This is a genomic window from Streptomyces sp. WAC 04229, from assembly GCF_003947455.1.
Lineage (GTDB): Bacteria > Actinomycetota > Actinomycetes > Streptomycetales > Streptomycetaceae > Streptomyces.
Genome location: NZ_QHJH01000071.1, coordinates 1 through 20,852, shown reverse-complemented (window position 1 = coordinate 20,852; position 20,852 = coordinate 1). Strand labels below are relative to the sequence as shown.

Annotated in this window: 15 protein-coding genes and 1 pseudogene; 8 read left to right on the top strand and 8 right to left on the bottom strand. The window is 71.2% G+C overall.

Features of this window, described 5'->3' with window-relative positions:
• The first annotated feature begins 163 nt into the window (after nucleotides 1–163).
• Nucleotides 164–958 carry an LAGLIDADG family homing endonuclease gene (locus DMH12_RS20110; RefSeq protein ID WP_185832426.1) on the top strand — a complete coding sequence of 265 codons (795 nt, stop codon included), beginning with the start codon at nucleotides 164–166 and terminating at the stop codon, nucleotides 956–958.
• A gap of 48 nt (nucleotides 959–1,006) precedes the next feature.
• Here DMH12_RS20110 and DMH12_RS20105 read toward each other — a convergent pair whose 3' ends face one another.
• Nucleotides 1,007–2,200, bottom strand: coding sequence for an RtcB family protein (locus DMH12_RS20105; RefSeq protein WP_125492921.1), 1,194 nt, complete (start codon nucleotides 2,198–2,200; stop codon nucleotides 1,007–1,009).
• A gap of 224 nt (nucleotides 2,201–2,424) precedes the next feature.
• Between DMH12_RS20105 and DMH12_RS20100 the strand changes: the two genes are divergently transcribed.
• From DMH12_RS20100 to DMH12_RS20090, 3 genes are all read left to right on the top strand, one after another.
• Nucleotides 2,425–3,285, top strand: coding sequence for a DUF3558 domain-containing protein (locus DMH12_RS20100; protein WP_125492920.1), 861 nt, complete (start codon nucleotides 2,425–2,427; stop codon nucleotides 3,283–3,285).
• Between the two features lie 117 nt (nucleotides 3,286–3,402).
• The gene (locus DMH12_RS20095; RefSeq protein WP_185832425.1) at nucleotides 3,403–4,257 is read left to right on the top strand and encodes a DUF3558 family protein; all 855 of its coding nucleotides are present in this window, start codon (nucleotides 3,403–3,405) and stop codon (nucleotides 4,255–4,257) included.
• 89 nt (nucleotides 4,258–4,346) lie between these two features.
• Nucleotides 4,347–5,636 (top strand): DUF2637 domain-containing protein, encoded by a 1,290-nt coding sequence (locus tag DMH12_RS20090; protein ID WP_125492919.1) that lies wholly within the window; start codon nucleotides 4,347–4,349, stop codon nucleotides 5,634–5,636.
• Between the two features lie 63 nt (nucleotides 5,637–5,699).
• Here DMH12_RS20090 and DMH12_RS20085 read toward each other — a convergent pair whose 3' ends face one another.
• Together DMH12_RS20085 and DMH12_RS20080 are read right to left on the bottom strand one after the other, a co-directional pair.
• A complete protein-coding gene (locus DMH12_RS20085) occupies nucleotides 5,700–7,913 on the bottom strand; it encodes a trypsin-like serine protease (protein WP_125492918.1) in 2,214 nt (737 codons plus the stop codon).
• A gap of 95 nt (nucleotides 7,914–8,008) precedes the next feature.
• The gene (locus DMH12_RS20080) at nucleotides 8,009–8,518 is read right to left on the bottom strand and encodes a hypothetical protein (RefSeq protein WP_125492917.1); all 510 of its coding nucleotides are present in this window, start codon (nucleotides 8,516–8,518) and stop codon (nucleotides 8,009–8,011) included.
• A 403-nt stretch (nucleotides 8,519–8,921) separates the two neighbouring features.
• Between DMH12_RS20080 and DMH12_RS20075 the strand changes: the two genes are divergently transcribed.
• From DMH12_RS20075 to DMH12_RS39850, 3 genes are all read left to right on the top strand, one after another.
• The gene (locus DMH12_RS20075; RefSeq protein WP_125492916.1) at nucleotides 8,922–12,344 is read left to right on the top strand and encodes an ALF repeat-containing protein; all 3,423 of its coding nucleotides are present in this window, start codon (nucleotides 8,922–8,924) and stop codon (nucleotides 12,342–12,344) included.
• Between the two features lie 239 nt (nucleotides 12,345–12,583).
• A complete protein-coding gene (locus tag DMH12_RS20070) occupies nucleotides 12,584–12,883 on the top strand; it encodes a hypothetical protein (RefSeq protein WP_125492915.1) in 300 nt (99 codons plus the stop codon).
• Nucleotides 12,884–12,930: 47 nt separating this feature from the next.
• A complete protein-coding gene (locus DMH12_RS39850; protein WP_260474260.1) occupies nucleotides 12,931–13,053 on the top strand; it encodes a hypothetical protein in 123 nt (40 codons plus the stop codon).
• A gap of 30 nt (nucleotides 13,054–13,083) precedes the next feature.
• On the opposite strand, the gene lysS is transcribed toward DMH12_RS39850, so the two are convergent.
• Nucleotides 13,084–14,826 carry a lysine--tRNA ligase gene (gene lysS, locus DMH12_RS20065; protein WP_125492914.1) on the bottom strand — a complete coding sequence of 581 codons (1,743 nt, stop codon included), beginning with the start codon at nucleotides 14,824–14,826 and terminating at the stop codon, nucleotides 13,084–13,086.
• A 242-nt stretch (nucleotides 14,827–15,068) separates the two neighbouring features.
• On the opposite strand from lysS, the gene argS reads away from it, so the two are divergent.
• The gene (gene argS, locus DMH12_RS20060; protein ID WP_125492913.1) at nucleotides 15,069–16,823 is read left to right on the top strand and encodes an arginine--tRNA ligase; all 1,755 of its coding nucleotides are present in this window, start codon (nucleotides 15,069–15,071) and stop codon (nucleotides 16,821–16,823) included.
• Nucleotides 16,824–16,835: 12 nt separating this feature from the next.
• Here the strand turns inward: argS and DMH12_RS20055 are convergent, their stop codons facing one another.
• The 4 genes and pseudogenes from DMH12_RS20055 to DMH12_RS20040 form a co-directional block, all read right to left on the bottom strand.
• Entirely contained in the window at nucleotides 16,836–17,795 is a 960-nt protein-coding gene (locus DMH12_RS20055; protein WP_260474259.1) for a hypothetical protein, read from the bottom strand.
• 149 nt (nucleotides 17,796–17,944) lie between these two features.
• A complete protein-coding gene (locus DMH12_RS20050) occupies nucleotides 17,945–18,784 on the bottom strand; it encodes an arylamine N-acetyltransferase (RefSeq protein ID WP_125492912.1) in 840 nt (279 codons plus the stop codon).
• A 61-nt stretch (nucleotides 18,785–18,845) separates the two neighbouring features.
• On the bottom strand, nucleotides 18,846–20,081 hold the full coding sequence (locus DMH12_RS20045) for a PLP-dependent aminotransferase family protein (RefSeq protein WP_125492911.1): 1,236 nt from the start codon (nucleotides 20,079–20,081) through the stop codon (nucleotides 18,846–18,848).
• Nucleotides 20,082–20,175: 94 nt separating this feature from the next.
• A pseudogene (locus DMH12_RS20040) lies at nucleotides 20,176–20,852 on the bottom strand (transcriptional regulator); the annotation flags it as partial.

The following is a 20,852-nucleotide window of genomic DNA, read 5'->3' as shown; positions in this document are numbered from 1 at the left end:
GAACTCCGATCAACCGAACGGCGGTTGAACTGAAAATCTAGGCTCGCGTCACCACATCAATCGTGTCGGCCCTCGGCCGGGATGCCGGTCCTGACCGAGAGCCTGACCAGCAAGGAAGTGGAGCTTCCCTGTGGCTGAACGCGAGCCTAGCGGCCATCGGTTCATGGACCTCACAGTCCCTGAGTACGCGTACATGTTCGGGTTCTTGCAAGCGGACGGGCACCTACAGCAAGGCGTCGGCCAGAAAGGCAAACTGAGCGTCGAACTCGCCGCCCGCGACATCGGCCTCCTGCGCCAGTTCCGCGCGCTGACGCCGTACAACAGCACCATTTCGGAGCGCACCAGATCCACGAACTTCGCCGCGAACCACACCTCGGTCACCTGGACGTTGTGCTCCCTCGCGGCCAGAACACTCCTCAACGACCTCGGCCTCCCTTACGGACGCAAGTCCGCGACGATCGCGCCGCCACGCGGCGATTTCTCCCGTCGTGATTACCTCCGGGGCGTGATCGATGCCGACGGATCGGTGGGTTACACCAGCAAGGGATTCCCCTTCGTCTCACTCACCACAGCCAGCACCGCCATCGGCCACTACCTGTGCGACTACACCCGGAGAGTGACCGGAGTCCAGCGCACCATCAAGCGCAACGCACGGGACAACGTTTACAACGTCATGTACGCCATGGAGGCGGCCCAACGCCTGGCAGCCGACCTGTACTACCCCGACTGCCTGTCGTTGGCGCGCAAGCACGCGGCTGCCGACTCGCTGGCCACGTGGGTACGCCCGGCCGGCATGAGGTCCGCCCACACAGCGCGCCGCTGGAACGAGACCGAGGACCGCATCCTGTTGAAGCTCAACAGCCCAACGGCGGCCGCCGGGGTGCTCGACAGGACACCGCAGAGCTGCAACCTGCGCATGTGGCGCCTGCGCTCCGGCCAAGCCACCATGCCCAGCTGACAGAGCCCGCGTGAGTCAAGGCTCCCCGCGCGAGCGGGGAGCCTTGACTCAGCCCTTCACGCAGACGACCTGCTTCAGCTTCGCCACGACCTCCACGAGGTCGCGCTGCTGGTCGATGACCTGGTCGATCGGCTTGTAGGCGCCCGGGATCTCGTCCACCACGCCCGAGTCCTTGCGGCACTCCACGCCCCGCGTCTGCTCCTCCAGGTCCTTGGTGGAGAAGCGCCGCTTGGCCGCGTTCCGGCTCATGCGCCGGCCCGCGCCGTGGGAGGCGGAGTTGAAGGACTTGTCGTTCCCGAGGCCCCTCACGATGTACGAACCCGTGCCCATGGAACCGGGGATGATCCCGTAGTCCCCGGAACCCGCGCGGATCGCGCCCTTGCGGGTCACCAGCAGGTCCATCCCGTCGTACCGCTCCTCCGCCACGTAGTTGTGGTGGCAGGAGATCTCCGGCTCGAAGACAGGCTTGGCCTTCTTGAACTCTTTACGGACCACGTCCTTGAAGAGCGCCATCATCAGCGTGCGGTTGTACTTCGCGTACTCCTGTGCCCAGAACAGGTCGTTGCGGTACGCCGCCATCTGCGGGGTGTCCGCGACGAACACCGCGAGGTCGCGGTCGATCAGGCCCTGGTTGTGCGGGAGCTTCTGGGCGACGCCGATGTGGTGCTCGGCGAGTTCCTTGCCGATGTTGCGCGAACCGGAGTGCAGCATGAGCCACACCGAATCGGATGTATCGATGCAAAATTCCACAAAGTGGTTGCCCTGCCCGAGGGTTCCCATCTGAGAAGCCGCCCGCCCCCTACGGAAGCGAACCGCCTCCGCGACCCCGTCGAACCGCCCCCAGAAGTCGTCCCACCCGCTCGTCGCGAGCCCGTGGAAGCGCCCCGGCTCGACGGGGCTGTCGTGCATCCCCCGCCCCACCGGAATCGCCTGCTCGATCTTCGAGCGGAGGCGGGAGAGGTCGCCAGGCAGGTCGTTCGCCGTCAGGGACGTCTTGACCGCCGACATCCCGCAGCCGATGTCGACGCCCACCGCCGCCGGGCACACCGCGCCCCGCATCGCGATCACGGAGCCGACCGTCGCACCCTTGCCGTAGTGCACGTCGGGCATGACCGCCAGGCCCTTGATCCACGGCAGGGTCGAGACGTTGCGCAGCTGCTGAAGGGCGCCCTCCTCGACCGTCGCCGGGTCGGTCCACATCCTGATCGGCACCTTCGCGCCCGGCATTTCCACGTACGACATATCGTCCTCATTCCCCCGGAAACAAACAGAAGTATCGAAGCGCAAAAACCGGAGCCAATGACAGCCAAAAGGACAACTGACCGGCGTTCACGGCAGCGCGTGCGATACACATTGTCTCCAGGGGGCGCCCCCGTGCGGCAAGCGATTAACCAGCGGGGACACTGGAGTCCCGAAGCGATCCGAGCGTCCCGGACCACAGCCACCCCGGCGAGAGGAGCCGCACCGTGCAGCGGAAGGCCTACGTACCCGGCGTCGCCGCCTGCCTGGCGGCGTTGCTGGCCGGCTGCACCGGCGGCTCCGGCGACGGCGCCACGTCGGACAACTCCAACCCGGGCCGGCCGGGAGTCACCACCGAGGCCGCCGAGCCGGGCAGGTACCGGACCCTGCCGGAGCCGTGCGGCGCGGTCGGCGACAAGACGCTCGACGCGCTGCTGCCCGGCATCGAGGAGATCCCGGACGAGGCGCAGCGCGACAAGGCGTACAAGGGGGAGCCGACGCTCGCGTACGACACCGACCGCAAGGTCGGCTGCCGCTGGAAGGTCGAGTCGGCCCAGGCCACCAACCACCTCTTCGTCGACTTCGAGCGCGTGGTGTCGTACGACAACTCCGTGAGCGACGACAGCCAGGCCGAACAGCTCTTCGCCAAGCGGGTGGAGGCCGCGGACCTGCCCGAGCCGGTCGTCTCCGAGTCGGTGTCCTCGTCCTCCTCCCCGCCCTCTTCCCCGCCCGGGTCGGGGTCCCCGTCGGGCGCCTCGTCGTCCGGCTCGCCCTCCGCCACGCCCTCGGGCTCCGCGCCGTCCGGCGACGCCTCCTCCAGCCCCTCCGGCAGTGCCACGCCCACCGATCTGCAGCCCCGGCTCCTCGACGACCTGGGTGACGAGGGGTACGTCGACGACGAGCTGAGCGACTCCGGTTCCACCGCGAAACAGCGCACCGTGACTGTGGCGTTCCGCACGTCGAACGTCATGGTGACCATCGAGTACGCGGAGCAGTCGGCGACGCTCGGAGTCGTGCCGGACAGCGAGGAAATGCAGGACATGGCCCGGAAACTGGCCTCCCAGCTGGCGGATTCGCTCGGCGGTTGAGGCCTGTCCGGGCCCCGGCGCGTGCGCGCGCGGTGCCCCCGAAGCGGGCCCGCACGATTTCTTCACCGCGTACGGTGGCTCCTCGGACCCGTTCCGACCGCAGGAACCACGAGCGTCATGAGTGAAGGAACCATGCAGCTACGAGCCCAGCGTGACCAGCGAGACAAGCGTGAGCAGCGAGAGCGGAAAGCGTCGCGGCTGACCCGCGTCGTCGTCTGCGCGGCCGCCGTCCCCGCCGTGCTGGTGGTGGCCGGCTGCTCCTCGGACTCCGGTTCCGGCGACGGGAAGGACAAGGCCGCCGCCGAGCAGTCCGACGCGTCCAAGTCCGCGAGCCCCTCCCCGACGGTGCGGGCGGCGGCGTACGCGAAGCTTCCGGAGCCGTGCTCGGTGCTGTCGAAGAAGTCGCTGAAGGACCTGGTCCCGAAGGGCGACTCCGGCAAGGAGGGCGCCTCCAACGACACCGCCACCCGGGTCGGTTGCTCGTGGGACAGCCTCGACGACAACGGCGTGAAGGGCTCCCAGTTCCGCTGGCTGAGCGTGTCGATGCTGCGCTTCGAGTCGGACGCGACGCGCGGTGCGGGCGACGAGCTGGCGCACGACTACTACACGAAGCAGCTCAAGGACGCGCAGAGCGCCGAAGGTGCCCAGAGCCTCAAGACCACGCCGGTCGGCGGCACGGGTGACGAGGCCTCGGTCGTGCGCTACGACCTGAAGAAGAAGGAAGGCACCTTCAAGCAGCAGACGGTCGTGACGCGCGTCGAGAACGTCGTCGTCACCCTCGACTACAACGGCGCGGGTCTGGCCGGCGAGAAGGCGCCGGACGCGGACGACCTGGTGAAGGACGCGCAGAAGGCGGCCAAGGAGGCGGTGGCCGCGGTGACGAAGGCCAACGGCAGCGGGTCGAGCGGCGCGGCGTCGCCGTCGCAGAAGCCCTCCTCGACGGCCTCGAAGTCGTCGTCGAAGTCGGGCTGAGGGACCGTAACGACCCACCGGCCACCCGTTCCCCGTACACATGTGCCACTCTGTTGCGCGCAACAACAGGCACTGGGAGGGGAGTACGGGTGGCCGCGCCACTACAGCTGACCCGGACGCATCGCGTTCTCATCGGCATGGTCGTCTTCGGCGCCGTCATCATCGCCGGGATCGGCTTCGCGGGTTCCTACGCGGCGGTGCGGGAACTGGCGCTGAAGAAGGGCTTCGGGAACTTCAGCTACGTCTTCCCGATCGGCATCGACGCGGGCATCTGCGTGCTGCTCGCCCTCGACCTGCTGCTGACCTGGATCCGCATCCCCTTCCCGCTGCTGCGCCAGACGGCGTGGCTGCTGACGGCGGCGACGATCGCGTTCAACGGCGCGGCGGCCTGGCCGGACCCGCTGGGTGTCGGCATGCACGGCGTGATCCCGATCCTGTTCGTGGTGTCCGTCGAGGCCGCCCGGCACGCCATCGGCCGGATCGCCGACATCACCGCCGACAAGCACATGGAGGGCGTCCGCCTCACCCGGTGGATGCTCTCCCCGGTGCCGACGTTCCTGCTGTGGCGCCGGATGAAGCTGTGGGAGCTGCGCTCCTACGAGCAGGTCATCAAGCTGGAGCAGGAGCGGCTGGTCTACCAGGCCCGGCTGCGTTCCCGGTTCGGCCGCTCCTGGCGCCGCAAGGCTCCCGTGGAGTCCCTGATGCCGCTGCGCCTGGCCCGCTACGGCGTCCCGCTCGCGCAGACCGCTCCGGCGGGTCTGGCGGCGGCGGGCATCGAACCGGCCCTGCTGCCGCCGGCGCCGCGGTCCGAGGAGGCCGCCGAGGGCCCCGCGGCCCCGCCTTCGCTGCGCAAGGCCGAGCCGGCCGCGGAGCGGCGTCCAGAGCTGACGGACGGCCGGGAGCCGGAGCCGGTGTGGGAGGAACCGGAGCCGGACCAGAACCAGTGGCTGCACGCCCGGGACCCGCAGTCCGTCGAGTACCGCGGTGACTACGACCCCGCGTACGACCCGGACGACCAGTACGCGCAGTGGTACGCGGAGCAGCAGCAGGCGGACGAGTACCGGCAGCAGTTCGAGGAGCCGCCGCCCGTCCAGGAGCCCTCTTTTGAGGACACGGGGAGTTTCCCCATACCGGTGGGGCCGCACCGCACCCGTGAGCTGGGCGAGGGGGGCGGCAGCCCACAGGCGGAGCCGGACGAGGACTCGTACTACCAGGTCTTCAAGCAGTCCATCAACGGCAGCTATCCGACGCCTCGCGAGTTCGGCGAGAACGTCGAGGCGGAGTTCGGCACCGCCATGTCCGCGGAGGACTCGAAGCGTCTGGTGAGCCGTTTCACGAACCGCTACAACGCGGAGCTGGAAGAGGATCACATCGCCTGACCGGCGGTCGTACGACGAAGGGGGCGCCCGGTGACTGGGCGCCCCCTTCTCAGCTCCGTGGCGTCAGCGTGCGGCGTGGCCGAAGGCCGTGCCGGCTGACGGGAGCCCGCCCTGTCCCGGCTGGTAGGCCGTGACCGCGGCGGTGGGCTGGCCGAGGGTCACGTTGGACATCGGCAGGGCGTAGAGGGCACCGGTGCTGCTGGGGCCGTAGGGCATGCCGACGTACAGGTGGCTGCCGGTGAAGTGGATGCTCGAACCCAGACGCTGGTTGGCGCCCGGGGCACCGGGGATGCCGTCGCCGTCGCCGGACTCGATCCACTTGTCGTTGGCACCGGGCGCGCCCAGCATCGAGAACACGTGGACCGCGCCGGACGCCTTCGCGGAGCCGACGGCCTCGTCCGGGACGCCGATGGCCATCCTCATCGTCGCCGCGGTGCTCACGGCGCGCGGCGCCGTGTTGATCGCGGTGATGGTGGCGCCGAAGTGGTCACCGGCCTCGGAGGTGCCGGAGACGTCGTCGTCGGCCGTACCGGAGGAGTACCCGTCGAGCTGGGTGTAGGTGCCCGCGGCGGTGACCCGGAAAGTGATGACGCCGCCGGTCTGCGCCTTGCTGACGCCGTCCACGTTCAGGGCCTCGCCCGGCGAACCGACCGCGAGGATCGACTCGTTGGCCGTGGCGGCGCCCGCCGGGCGGTACGGGGCCAGTGCCAGGGCCGCGCCGAAGCGGTCACCGGCCTCGGCACCGCCGGAGACGGTGTCCAGGTCCTGGTCGAGGCCGAAGAGGGCGGTGGGCCGCTTCTCGCTGTTCAGCGTGTGCGTGAAGACCGCGAGGTTGCCGGCCGCGTCGTCGCCGCCGATGTTCTCGTCGGGCGCGCCGATGGCGAGGTGGTTGGCGTCGGCGGCCAGGACGGCGCCGAAGCCGTCGCCCGCCTCCACGCCGCCCGGGACGCCGAGCCTGTCCTGGTGGACGGAGACGTTGGTGCCGCCGCGCACGTAGAACGCCTCGCCCGCCTTGGCCAGGTCGCCCAGGCCTTCGCCGGGCGTGCCGATGACGACGAAGGGCTCACCGGCGGCGGTGGTGCCGGCCACCACGGCCTGCCCCATCAGGTCGCCGCTCTCCGGGGCGGAGGCCTTGATCGAGCCGTTGCCCTCGGCCTGCTCGAAGTGCGTGTTCTTGGTGGCGCCGGTGCCGATGCCGCCGCGCGCGCCGTGGAGCACGTCGGCCATGCCGGCGTCGACGGCGTCGCCCAGGTTCTCGCCCGGGGTGCCGACGACGAGGTCGGTGCAGCCGTCCTCGTCGTAGTCGACGGTGTCGATGGCCTGGCCGAAGAGGTCGTTGGCCTCGGACCCGCCCGGCACCCAGTCGAGGTCCTGGTTGATCTCGGCCGTGCCCTTGCCGCCGCCGTACACGACCCGGACCAGGCCCGCCTTGGCGTCGCCGCCGACGGTCGCCTCGGGGTCGGCGACGGCGATGTCCTCCACGCCGTCGCAGTTGAAGTCGGTGATCCGGTTGGCGCCGGCCTTGGACGCCACCCAGGAGCCGAGGTCGTCGACGCGGGTGACGACGCCGCCGGTGCGGGTCTCGGCGGCGTCGATGCCGAAGCATCCGCCCTGGTAGGAGCGGCTGCCGAGGGCGGCCAGCTGCTTGGTGCCGTTCACCGTGCGGACCAGCGGGCCGCCGGTGTCGCCCATGCACGCGGCGACGCCGTCCTTGCCGGTCACGGTGGCGGTGGTGGCGTCGGCCGCGTCCACCGAGAAGACCCCGGTGTGCAGGTTCAGCGGCGCCCACTCGGTCTTGGAGCGGCCGTAGCCGGCGAGCGTCAGCTCCTCGCCCGCGGTGGGGGCGGTGGTGGCCGGCGCGAGGGGGGTGACGTTGGTGACCGGGCGGTTGAGCCGGGCCAGGACCACGTCGCGGTCGGTGCGCGGGACCAGCTCGACGACCTGGCGGACCGCGCCCCCGGTGCCGGTGAGTTCGGCGCGGCCGATGGTCGCGGTGGTGGCCTTGGCCGGTTTGCCGGCGGGCACGGCGAGGCTCTCGGCGGGCTTGTCGGCGAAGCAGCTGGCCGCGGTGAGCAGCCATTCGGTGTCGACCAGGACACCGGAGCAGCCGCGGTCGTGGTCACCGATCGTCAGTTGGGCGGCGTATCCAAGGCTGGTGTCGGCGTCGGCGACGGCTGGGCCGGTGACGGCTACGGCGGGCGCGGAGGTCAGCGCGGCCGCCCCGGCCAGCGCGGAGACCGTGAGTGCGGCGAGGCGCACCGGTCTGCGGTGAGGCATGTCTGGGTTCCTTGAAGCAGGGCGACCCGGGCGACGTGTTCGGCCGGGTCGGCTGGGCGTGGTGGAGGCATGCGTCCGGGCGGGCGACATCCGGGTCAGGCGTTGGTGACGATCTCCACCAGAACGTGGCTTCGGCCCTCGGGATCGATGGACTCACCGACGGGCGTGAAGGAGTCCTTCGGGACGGACACCTCCTGCACGTCGTCGTCGGGCGCCTTCAGCTTCAGGTCCGTGTCCACGTCCGAGGCGCCCTTCGCGCCGTAGACCGACTCGATCTCCAGGCTGAGGTAACCCGAGGTGCCGGTGGTGCGGAAGCAGACCATCGAGTTGGCGCGGGTGTAGATCTCCAGCAGGCCGGTCTCGCTGCCGCACTCGGCGAGGACGATGTGGCCGTCGCCGCGCTTGAGGACGATGCCCCGCTCGGCCTCGATCTTGTCGGCCTGGGGGTAGTTGAAGTCCTCCACCGCGTAACCGGGCTGACTGTCCGCCACCGCGGTGGCGGGGGTTGGTTCGGCTGCGTCACCGCTGTAGGTGGTGGCGACGACGGCGGCCGCGCAGGCCGCGGCGAGCGCACCGGTGGCGATGGTCCGTCTGGCGAGGTTCACACAAATCCCCTGACTCGTCGATGAGCTGTGGTCACGCACCGGGCAACCGGCCGCTCACACTGGGGTGTTGTCAGCCGGAGGCCCGCCGAATTCAAACACGTGATCGCTCACGAGAACATGAGTCAAGGTCCGAAATCTCAGTACTTGCCACCGATTACCGTGGGTGTGCGACTTCTCACGCGTGCACAGGACATCCAACCGGTGGTCATCGACTCTTCACTTGCGTACGGTCACGATCACATGTCTGCAGCACTCGCGTTCGGTCTGGTGTCGGGCGGCCCAACGTCACCGGACGGCACGGGTGTTGTCGGCCATGTACGAGCCGATGACCCGTTCGCAACTGGCGCGCCGTCAGCATCACCTGTGGCACCACCAGTTGCCCACCGGATGGACTTTGACTTAGGTGAATACCACTTTCTGGAGCAGACGCCGCTTCCTGAGCACCGCCGCCGCGACCACGGCCGTCGCCACGCTTCCCCTGGTCACGCCCGCCCGGGCCTACGCCGCCCCCGCCGCCGGTGACGTACCGGCCCTGCCCTCGCTGCCGGACACCGCGCGCGGCAAGGCGGTGAGCGCCTGGAAGGCGGGGGGCCAGGCCGTGCGGAGAGCAGCCGCGACGGCGCTTGCGGGCTCCACTGCCGCAGCCGAGCAGTTCGTGGCCACGGAGCTGCCCGCCGCGGTGGCCGAGGACAACCGCGTCGCTCTCTTCAAGGCCTTGTCCGCCACCGGCAAGGGCACCGCGCGCGACATCACGGCCGCGCTGACCGCCGGGGACGACGCGATCGCCGCCTTCCTGGCCGGCGGCTACGAGGCGTCGCAGCTGGAGGACCTCCGCGTCCTCACCTTCACCCTGATGAACCAGGGCGACACGAGCGTGCAGGAGGCCGCGAGCGCCGCGCTCTCGGACGGTTCGAGCGAAGCGCTGTTGAAGTTCGTCAGCGAGGAGCAGTTCACCGCGCGGTTCGAGGACGAGCGGGCGGAGGTCTTCAAGATCCTCGCCACCGCCTCGCCCGAGCTGAAGACATACGCGCAGCGGGCCCTGGACGAGGGCACGGCGGCGGCCATCCACTGGTTCCTGGAGACCGGGCAGCACATCGCCCGCGCCCGGGACAAGGAGACGGCCACCATCGACCAGCTCGTCGCCATCGTCGAACGCGAGGGCAAGCGGGCCCAGCTGACGACCGAACAGGCGAAGGCCGAGTCGGAGAAGGCGCAGACGGCCGCCGCCAAGGCGAAGGAGGCCGCGCTGGAAGCGGCCGCCGAGGCCGAGGCGGCGAAGAACGACGTCGCCAAGGCCGGCCGCGCCGCGCACAAGGCGGCCGGTGCGGCGACCGGTGCCGCGAAGGCGGCACGTACCGCCATCTCCGCGTCCAACGCGGCTCAGTCCGCGGCCCGCCGCGCCGCATGGTCCGCACAGGCGGCGGCAGCCGCCGCGGCGAGTGCCGCGCGCGCGGCCTCGTCCGCCTACCGGGCCGCCATCGCCGCCTCCACGGACGCCTCCAAGGCGAAGGCCGCGAAGGACGCCGCGGTCGGCGCCCGCAATGCCGCGAGCAAGGCGCGCACGGCCGCGAAGGCGGCGGACCATGCCGCGACGGCCGCCGCGCAGGCGTCCTCGGCCGGTTCCGCCGCCGCCTCCGCGGCGCGCAACGCCGCCTCCGCCGCGAACTCGGCCGCCGCAGCGGCCTCCGCCGCCGGCGCCGCCCAGTCCCAGGCCGCAGCCGCCCGGGCCGCCGCCGCGGAAGCGGACGCGCAGGCGGCACGGGCGACCAGGGCCGCCGGCGCCGCCCAGTCCCTGGCCGCCGTCGCGGCGAGTTCGGCCCGTACGGCGAGGGATGCCGCCAACTCGGCCGCCGCCCACGCCGACAAGGCGGCCGACGCCGCGGAGGAGGCGGCGAAGCACGCGGGCGAGGCCGTCGACCACGCCAACCGCTCCACCAAGTACGCCGCCCAGGCCAAGGAAGCGGCGGACGCGGCGATGAAGGCCGTCACCGATGCCCGTGCGGTGGAGCAGCAGGCCCGGGAGGCGGAAGAGACGAAGATCGCGGAGCACACGGAGCAGGGGCGGGACGAGGCCCGCCGGCTCGCCGCGATCGAGCAGCAGGACGTCGAGGCCGCCCGCAACCAGCTCACCGAGAAGCAGTCGCAGGAAGCGGAGACCAAGGACCTCATCGCCGCCGCCGAACAGGCCCTGGCGGCGGGCGACGAGGGTGCCGCGGTCACCGCCGGCCGCAAGGCCTGCCTCAGCCTGCTGACCTCGCACGGCACCTGGACCCGTGAGGCCGCCGAGTACGCCCTCGCCTCCGACGACGAGGCGATCCTGGCCTGGATCGACACCGACCGGGTCATCGCTCAGAACCAGGACGACCGGGAGACCGTTCTCTACCTCTCCCGCATCTCCACCGTGAGCGTGGCCGAGGCGGCGCAGGCGGCACTGGAGTCGGCAGACCCCGCGGCCCCGGCCACCTTCCTGAACAGCGGAATGATCGACGCGGCGAAGACGGACAACTCCGCCTCGGTCTTCCGCATCCTCGGGAAGAACCCCGGCAAGGCGGTCAAGCAGGCCGCAACCGCGGCCCTCGCCGACGGGAGTGCCAAAGCACTCCACGAGTTCTTCGCGACGAAGTACGGGGAGGCGCAGAAGCAGGACGACAGCGCCGCCGTCTTCACGATCCTCTCCACCGCCGGGCCCTACACCAAGATGGCGGCCAATGTGGCGCTGGACGGGCCGCAGTGGATGGTGCGGGACTTCCTCACCATCGTCCACCCCCGCATGGTGCAGCTCGACGCGGACTCGGCGGCTCACATCGCGGCCATCCGCGCCTCCCTCGCCCATGCCTCGAAGATCGCGCAGGACGCGCAGACGGACGCTGCCGAGGCGTCCAAGGCCGCGGCGGAGGCGCGCAAGGCCGCCGACGAAGCGGTCAAGTGGGCCGACGCGGCCAAGAAGTCCGCCGCCCAGGCCGCCGAGTACGCGCGGGAGGCGGACGCGCACGCGGACGATGCGGAGCAGTCGGCGAAGGATGCCGCGGCCTCCGCCGAGACGGCGAAGTCCGCCGCCTTGGCCGCCCGCTCCGCTGCCCGACGTGCCAACTACTCGGCGAACCGGGCCACCGCGTCGGCGGCCTCGGCGGTGCAGTCCGCCAACGCCGCCCAGACCTCCGCGACCGCCGCCCGGGCCTCGGCCGTCCAGGCCGGCAAGGACGCGGCGACGGCGGCCAAGGCGGCCTCGGAGGCACGCTCGATCGCCGCCGAGAAGCGCAGGGCCGAGCAGGCCGCCGCGGCCAAGAAGGCGGCGGAGGAGGCCCGCAAGAACAAGCAGGACGGCGTCGACCCCTCCGACACCGGCGACAGCGACAAGGTGGAGGAGCCGGGCACCTTCCTCGGAGGCACCAAGGACGACTGGCGGGACATCGCGAACGTCCTGTCCGCCGTCTCCACGGTCTCCGGCGGCATCGCCGCCGCCTCCCTGCTGATCCCGCCGCCGCTGGGTGAGGCCATCGCGGGCGTGGCCGGCGCGGTCTCCCTCATCACGGGCGGAGCCGGCGCCATCATCACCGGGTTCACCGACGGCTGGTCGTCCTCCGCCTTCCTCTCCTCCGCCGCCGGCGTGGCCATCTCCGTATTCACCGGTGGCATCCCGTTCACGAAGTTCGGCGGGGTATCCGGAATCATCAAATGGGGCGCCGACGGCCTGCGCTCCGGTTCCGTCATCGCCGCACGCCTTCAGCAGGAGCTGATATCGCCGGCCATCGGCGTATTCACCACCAAGTGGGACGAGGCCACGGACACCGTCAGCGACGCCTGGCACGCTCTTACTCCGTGGTAAAGGCGCAGTGATACGATCCGGGACGGAATGCGCGCAATCAAGAAAACGTACGGCGCATTCCGTCCCGGATGGATCATTTCTGTTCCTACCCCTTCCCACCTGCGCCTGGGTCGCCTACGCCGTCGCCGTCACACCGGTCCACATCGCGGTGACGCGCTGGGCGATGCCCACACCGAAGGGGAAGAAGAGCGCCTCGAAAAAGGCATCCTTAAAGGAACCTCTGAAGGAATTTTTTACTCATGGTGCTGGCACTGACCGGACTCGCCGTCACAATCCTCGCCGCGGCCGGTTCTCTCTACCTCCCGCTGAAACGCCCTCCCCGGCCGGACCTGCTCACGATCGGTGACGCCGTGCTCCCGCTCCTCGTCATGGCGAAACTGGGCGCCGGAGAGTACGACACCTGGCAGATCCTGCTCCAGGGCGGCCTGTGGGGCGTGGTCTCGGCGGCCGTCAGCCACACGGTCCGAGTGAGGTTCACCCCGCGAGTCGTCGCTCGAAGCCGGGCGAAGCGGGAAGCCCGGGCCAGGCAGACGCCGTAGGACCAGGTCGTGGGCAGCACCGGGCCTCGGCCGAGTCGCTCCGAGAGGTGCTGGAGCGGTGGCGCCGGGGCGAGGCGACGGACCACCTCACGCCCCCGCGCCGCCACCTGGCCTTCCTCGCCGTCAGCGTGGCCGGCGTCCTCTTCGCGGGCTTCGCGCTGACCCGCTGACCAACCGACCCGCCGACGGCGCGGCAGACCTCAGTCGCCGAGCAGGGTCCGCACCCGCTCCTGCCCCACCGCGAGGAGCAGCGTGGGCAGCCGCGGGCCGGTGTCGCGGCCCACGAGCAGGTGGTACAGCAGCGCGAAGAACGTCCGCTGGGCGGTCTTGATCTCCGGCGGCAGTTCCTTGGGTGTGGCGTCCGCCGAGAATCCGGCCTGGACCTTGGGCACGCCGTACACGAGGTGTGTGAGCCCGTCCAGGGACCACTGGCCGGCCAGCCCGTCGAGGAGGAGCCGCAGCGACTGCCGGCTCGGCTCGTCGAGCGACTTGAGCAGTTCGGCGTCGGGCTCTTCGCGCACGATGGTGCGCTGGTCGGCGGGGACGTGGTTGTTGATCCACGCCTCGGCCTTGTCGTAGCGCGGCCGGGCCTCCGCCAGCGTCGCCAGGGGGTCGGCCGGGTCCAGCTCGCTGAGGATGCGCAGTGCCTGGTCCTCGTGCCCGGCGGTGATGTCGGCCACCGAGGCGAGCGTGCGGTACGGCAGCGGCCTGGGCGTCCTCGGCAGCTCACCGGTGGCCGTGCCCACGGCACGCGCGTGCGCGGCGGCGTCGGCGGGCAGCGCGCTGCCGTCGGCGACCTTGGCGTCGAGGCGGTCCCACTCGTCGTAGAGCCGCTGGATCTCCTGGTCGAAGGCGATCTTGAAGGACTGGTTCGGGCGGCGGCGGGCGTACAGCCAGCGCAGCAGCTGCGGCTCCATGATCTTGAGCGCGTCGGCCGGGGTGGGCACCCCGCCCTTCGACGACGACATCTTCGCCATGCCGCTGATGCCGACGAACGCGTACATCGGCCCGATCGGCTGCTCGCCGCCGAAGATCCCGACGATCTGCCCGCCGACCTGGAACGACGACCCGGGCGAGGAGTGGTCGACGCCGCTCGGCTCGAAGACGACGCCCTCGTACGCCCAGCGCATCGGCCAGTCGACCTTCCAGACCAGCTTGCCGCGGTTGAACTCGCTGAGCCGGACCGTCTCGGAGAAGCCGCACGCGGTGCAGGCGTACGTCAGCTCGGTCGAGTCGTCGTCGTACGCCGTGACCGTGGTCAGGTCCTTCTCGCAGTTGCCGCAGTACGGCTTGTACGGGAAGTACCCGGCGGAGCCCTGGCTGCCGTCGTCCTCGGCGGCGGCGCCGGAGCCCTCGGCGGCCTCCAGCTCGGCCTCGTCGACGGGCTTCTGCGACTTCTTGGCCGCCGCCTTCGGCTTGGTCCGGTACTGGGCGAGGATCGCGTCGATGTCCCGCCGGTGCTTCAGGGCGTGCAGGATCTGCTCGCGGTAGACCCCGGAGGTGTACTGCGCGGTCTGGCTGATCCCGTCGAACTCCACGCCCATCTCGGCGAGCGACTCGACCATCGCGGCCTTGAAGTGCTCGGCCCAGTTCGGGTACGGGGAGCCCTTCGGGGCGGGGACGGAGGTGAGCGGCTTGCCGATGTGCTCGGCCCAGGACTCGTCGACGCCCGCGATCCCGGCGGGGACCTTGCGGTAGCGGTCGTAGTCGTCCCAGGAGATCAGGTGCCGGACCTCGTGCCCGCGGCGGCGCACCTCGTCGCCGACCAGGTGCGGGGTCATGACCTCGCGGAGGTTGCCCAGGTGGATGGGTCCCGACGGGGAGAGCCCGGACGCGACGACCACAGGTTTGCCCGGGGCACGGCGCTCCGACTCGGCGATGACCTCGTCCGCGAAACGGGAGACCCAGTCGGTGGTCTCTGTGCTCTGAGCCACGATCGGCACGTCCTCTTTCCCGAAGTTTGCTGGATGTCTGCTCGGTCGGCCGGTACGTCGCACGGCTGACCGTTCCATTCTCCCAGCCCGGCCCGCATCCGCGAAAACGCCTTTTCACCAGCGCCCCGAAGGGGCGCGGGGAACTGCGCGACCAGCCCCCCACCGGCCCGCGGCCAAAAAAACCGCTTCACACCACGTGGGATACTGACCGATGTCTACCTGAACCCACGAGGAGAACGGCACCCACTCCTATGGCCTCGGTCACGTCGCTCACCGATCTCGTCAAACAGCAGCTCACGTCCGCCCTCTCAGCCACCCGGCCGGAGGCACCCGCGGATCCGCTCCTGCGACGCAGCGACCGGGCGGACTACCAGGCCAACGGCATCCTCGCGCTGGCCAAGAAGGCCAAGGCGAACCCGCGGGAGCTGGCCACCGAGGTCGTCGCGCACATCACCACGGGCGACCTGATCAAGGACGTCGAGGTCTCCGGACCCGGCTTCCTGAACATCACCGTCGGCGACCGGGCGATCACCGAGAACCTGGCCGCGCGGTACGCGGACGGCGAGCGCCTCGGCGTGCCGCTGAAGAAGGACGCCGGCGTCACGGTCGTCGACTACGCCCAGCCGAACGTGGCGAAGGAGATGCACGTCGGCCACCTGCGCTCCGCGGTCATCGGCGACGCGCTGCGCGGCATGCTCGACTTCACCGGCGAGAAGACGATCGGCCGGCACCACATCGGCGACTGGGGCACCCAGTTCGGCATGCTCATCCAGTACCTGTTCGAGCACCCCGGCGAGCTGGCCCCGGCCGAAGAGGTCGACGGCGAGCAGGCCATGTCGAACCTGAACCGGGTGTACAAGGCGTCGCGCGCGGTCTTCGACGCGGACGAGGAGTTCAAGGAGCGGGCCCGCAAGCGGGTCGTCGCCCTGCAGTCCGGCGACAAGGAGACGCTCGAACTGTGGCAGCAGTTCGTCGACGAGTCGAAGGTCTACTTCTACTCCGTCTTCGAGAAGCTCGACATGGAGATCCGCGACGACGAGATCGTCGGCGAGTCCGCGTACAACGAGGGCATGCCCGAGACCGCCCGCATCCTGGAGGAGACGGGTGTCGCGGTGCGCTCCGAGGGCGCGCTCGTGGTGTTCTTCGACGAGATCCGCGGCAAGGACGACCAGCCGGTCCCGCTGATCGTCCAGAAGGCCGACGGCGGCTTCGGCTACGCGGCCTCCGACCTGACGGCGATCCGCAACCGCGTCCAGGACCTGGACGCCACCACGCTGCTCTACGTCGTCGACGTGCGCCAGTCGCTGCACTTCAAGATGGTCTTCGAGACCGCCCGCCGGGCCGGCTGGCTGAACGACGGCGTCACCGCGCACAACATGGGCTACGGCACGGTGCTCGGCGCGGACGGCAAGCCCTTCAAGACGCGTGCGGGCGAGACCGTGCGCCTCGAGGACCTGCTGGACGAGGCGGTGCAGCGGGCGGCGGAGGTCGTGCGGGAGAAGGCGCGGGACCTCACCGAGGACGAGATCCAGGAGCGGGCCGCCCAGGTCGGCATCGGCGCCGTGAAGTACGCGGACCTGTCGACGTCGCCGAGCCGCGACTACAAGTTCGACCTGGACCAGATGGTCTCGCTCAACGGCGACACCAGCGTGTACCTCCAGTACGCCTACGCCAGGATCCGGTCCATCCTCCGCAAGGCCGGCGAGGTCCGCCCCGCCGCCCACCCGGAGCTGGAGCTGCACGCGGCGGAGCGGGCGCTTGGCCTGCACCTGGACGCGTTCGGCGACACGGTCTTCGAGGCGGCCGCGGAGTACGCCCCGCACAAGCTGACGGCGTACCTCTACCAGGTGGCGTCGCTGTTCACGTCGTTCTACGACAAGTGCCCGGTCCTGAAGGCCGAGACGCCGCAGCAGGTCGAGAACCGCCTCTTCCTGTGCGACGTCACGGCCCGCACCCTGCACCAGGGCATGGCCCTGCTGGGCATCAGGACGCCCGAGCGCCTCTGACGCGGGGCCGGGTCAGGCGTAGTAGCGGATCGTTCCGCGCAGCGCCGGCCCGGCACCCTCGCAGTGCTGGACGAAGGTGGCGGCGAACGCCTCGACCGTGCCGTCCTCGCCCAACGCGAGGCGCTGGACGGTCAGTTCGCCGCTCACCTCGTTGCAGCCGCGCCCGTTGCCGAAGACGTCCAGCCCGGCCACGCCCTCTCCGCCGCCGCGCTCCGCCCGGTAGGTGCGGCCGGCCTCGAACCGCTCGCCGGCGGGCGGGGTCAGGATGGCGCTCCAGTCCTCCCGCTTGCCGGAGACGCCGTACTGGACACCGTCGCCGTACGGGCTGAGCGAGAAGGTGCTGGTGGCGCCCAGGTGGGTGGCGCCGCCGCCCTGGCCGATGTAGTCCCCGGCGTCGCTGGTGTACTGGTAACTGAGCGGGTATGCCTGGTACTTGACGACGCCGCGGAGAGCCGGCGCGTCCGCGCTCTCGCAGCGCTGGACGTAGCTCGCGTCCAGGGCGGTGATCGCGCCGGTGGCGTCCGTCTCGATCTGGTTGACCGAGAACTGGCCCCACACCTCGTTGCAGCCCCGCCCGTCACCGGACACGTCGAGCCCCGGTGAGCGGCCGGTGCGGAACGAGGCCCGCTCCGCGTTCCGGTAGACGCCCGGCCGCAGCTTCTCCCCCTTGGGCGCGGCGAGGTCGACGTCCCACCAGGTGACGTCCTCCTCGGTCTCCACCCAGACCCGGAAGCGCACGTACTCCGCGTCCCCGCCGGCCGTGATGGTCGCCGTCGCGGGCGTGTAGGCGGCCTTGGCACCCTGCCCGATGTAGTCACCGGCCTCGCTGCTGTGGCTGTACTTCGTGACGGCCGCCGGTGTGCCGGCGGCGGCCGCGGCGGGTGCGGACAGGCCGGCCGTCAGGCCGATGGTCGCGGTCAGGCTCGCGAACGCGCCGAGCAGGGCGCGTCGCCATCCGGTGCGGGTACGCACGGATGCCTCCCCCTTCGTGAGACGGGCGCCGTGTCAGCGCCCGAACTGGTGTCGCACAACGACCAGTTGGCTATCCACCGTTACCCCACACAAACCACTGGAAGCACACATTCCCCATCCGTACCCCGACGGCCCGTTCTCGACAGGGGTCAGCCGAGCAGCCGCAGACCTTCCGGCGCGTCGATGCCGAAGTCCTCCGCCAGCACGCGCCGGGCCTCCGTCTCGTCGGCCGGTCTGTGTGCGGTGACCGTGCCGTCGGCGCGGGTCGTGGTGACGCGGCCCGATTCGAGGAGCAGGTGGGCGTCGGGGGTGAGGCGCTGGATGTAGGGGCCGTGGGTGAACGGGGAGCGGGGGTTCGTGGCGACGTGCCAGTTGACGACCTCGAAGTCGGGCCGCTCGAACGGCTCGACGGTGAAGGCGTACTGCGCCACCCAGCCCCCGGCCCCGCGCGCCTCCAGCACCCACGTCTCCAGTGGCCCCCGGTGCGGCGCGTGCACCAGCCGGTGCACGCGTCCGGCGTCGTGGAACTCGGTGTCCGCCGTCAGCGGCACCGGTTCCAGCAGGGAGCCGGCAGCGCCGAAGCCGACGTCGGCCAGGTACTCCTGCGGGTCGCCGGGGACCTCGACCAGCAGGGCCATGTGCGTGCGCGGGCGGTCCTCGAAACGCTCGGCGCCGAGGACGACCCGTGCGCTGAGCAGGGTCACCCCGAAGCCCAGCGCTTCCAGGGCCGCCGCGAACAGGGTGTTGTGCTCGTAGCAGTAGCCGCCGCGCCGGCGGCCGTGCACCAGCTTGGCCGTCAGGTCGGCGAGCCGGAGGGAAGGGGCCCCGCCGCCGAGGGCGTCGAGGTTCTCGAAGGGGATGGCCCGGGCGTGGGCGAGGTGCACCCCGCGGAGCGTGGCGGCGTCGGCCCGCCGCTCCCCCGTCCAGCCGATCCGGGCGAGGTACGCGTCGAGGTCGAACGGTGTCGTCGTCCGTGCGCTGTCAGCCATGACCTCACCGTACGTTCGGGTACGGCGCCGCGGCCTCGGCTCTTGGTCCTAGGACCCGGACCTACGCCCCCGCACAGGCACCGGCGCCCCGCAGCCCCTCCCCCAGCCTCCGCAGCCCCTCCGCGATCTCGTCCGGCGTCTGCGTGACGAAGCACAGCCGCAGGGTGGCACGGTCGGGGGTGCCCGCGTGGAAGGGGGCGCCCGGGACGTACGCCACGTCGTGCCGGACCACCTCGGGCAGCAGGGCGGTGGTGTCGTACCCCTCGGGCAGGCGGGCCCACAGGAACATGCCGCCCTCGGGGCGGGTCCACACCGACCCCGCCGGGAGCGTGGCCGCGAGGCCCGCGAGCATGGCGTCCCGGCGGGCACCGTAGACGGTGGCGACGTGCGCGACGTGCGCGTCCAGGTCGCGGTCGGCCAGGTACCGGGCCGCGGCGAGCTGGTTGACGGTCGGGGTGTGCAGGTCGGCGGCCTGTTTGGCGACCGCGCAGGCCCGGAGCAGGTCGGCGGGCGCCCGCAGCCAGCCCAGGCGCAGGCCGGGCGCCATGACCTTGGAGAAGGAGCCGAGCAGCACGGTCCGGTCCCGGGCCCCGTCGCAGGAGGCGATCCACGGCACCCGCTCGCCCTCGAAGCGCAGCTCCCCGTACGGGTCGTCCTCGACGATCCACAGGCCGCACCGCCCGGCGACCTCGGCGACGGCGGCCCGGCGGGCGGCGGGCATGGTGCGTCCGGTGGGGTTCTGGAAGGTGGGGACCGTGTAGAGGAGCTTGGGGCGCTCGCGCGCCACCAGCTCCTCCAGCGCGGCGGGATCGATCCCGTCCTCGTCGCCGGGGACGGCGACGACCCGGGCGCCCGCGAAGCCGAAGGCCTGGAGCGCTGCCAGGTAGCAGGGGCTCTCGACCAGGACGGTGTCGCCGGGTTCGAGCAGGGCCGTGGCGAGGAGCGACAGGGCCTGCTGCGAGCCGGTGGTGACGAGGATGTCCTCGGCGTCGGTGGCCAGTCCGCGCACCGACGTACGGGCGGCGAGCGCGGCCCGCAGGGAGGGCTCGCCCTCGGTGGTGGAGTACTGGAGGGCCCGCGCGGGAGTCTCCGCGAGGACGTCCCGGTACGCGGCGGCGATGCCCTCCGCGTCGAACAGCTCGGGCGCCGGCAGCCCGCCCGCGAAGTTGATCACCTCGGGGCGGGCGGTGACGGCGAGGATGTCCCGTACGGGCGAACCGCCGATCGACCGGGCCCGCGCGGCGAGCGGGGGCAGGGGGGCGGCGGTGTCGGCGGGCGCGGTCTCGGTCGGGGTCATGCCCGCAGCCTAGAGAAGTACGTGCCGCCTACAAGTTCCTTTCCGTGATGCGGACACGTGTGCGGCTTCGCAGCGGGCGGGGCGTCACCCCATGTCACTCGCCTTCCACGAACTCCCACGCGTCACTGCCGAGGGGGTACGCGTAGTAGGAGCTGTCCTTGGAGGCGCTGGTGCGGAACGGCTTGCCGTGGTCGTCGACGCGGGTCGTGCCGTGCCGGCCGCCGCTGGACCACTCCAGCTCCAGGTACCAGCTGACGTTCTGGCCGCTGGTGTGCGCGTTGACGTGGAAGACCTCGGGGTCGGACTCGCTCACGCTGTACGGGAAGTCCCGCTGACCCCCGATCGGCGTCGCCAGCGGGGTGCCCAGGTCGAGGGAGACGTCGAAGGCCGTGACGTCCACCTGGCCGCCGCAGCCGTTGCCCATCACGTACTGGTTCCAGTCGAGCGCCGGTCCGCTGTCCACCACCCGGACGTGCAGGTCCTCCAGGACCACCGTCTCCGGGCCGGTGCCCTGCACGGTGAGGACGGTCATCTGCCGGTTCGCGGAGACCGCGTTGAGGGGGGTGGCCCAGCCGACGGCGTCCTGCTGCGGGGGCGGCTTCGGCACGTTCTTCGGGCTGCGGTCGACCAGGAAGGCGTGGTCGCAGGGCACGTCCCAGTAGTACGGGGTGGTCGACACGGTCAGCGCGGGGCCGTTGGCGGGTGCCTGCCGGCTCGGCGCGGCGGCCCCCGCGGGCGCGCGCGCCGGGTGGGTGGTGGGGGGGGGGGGGG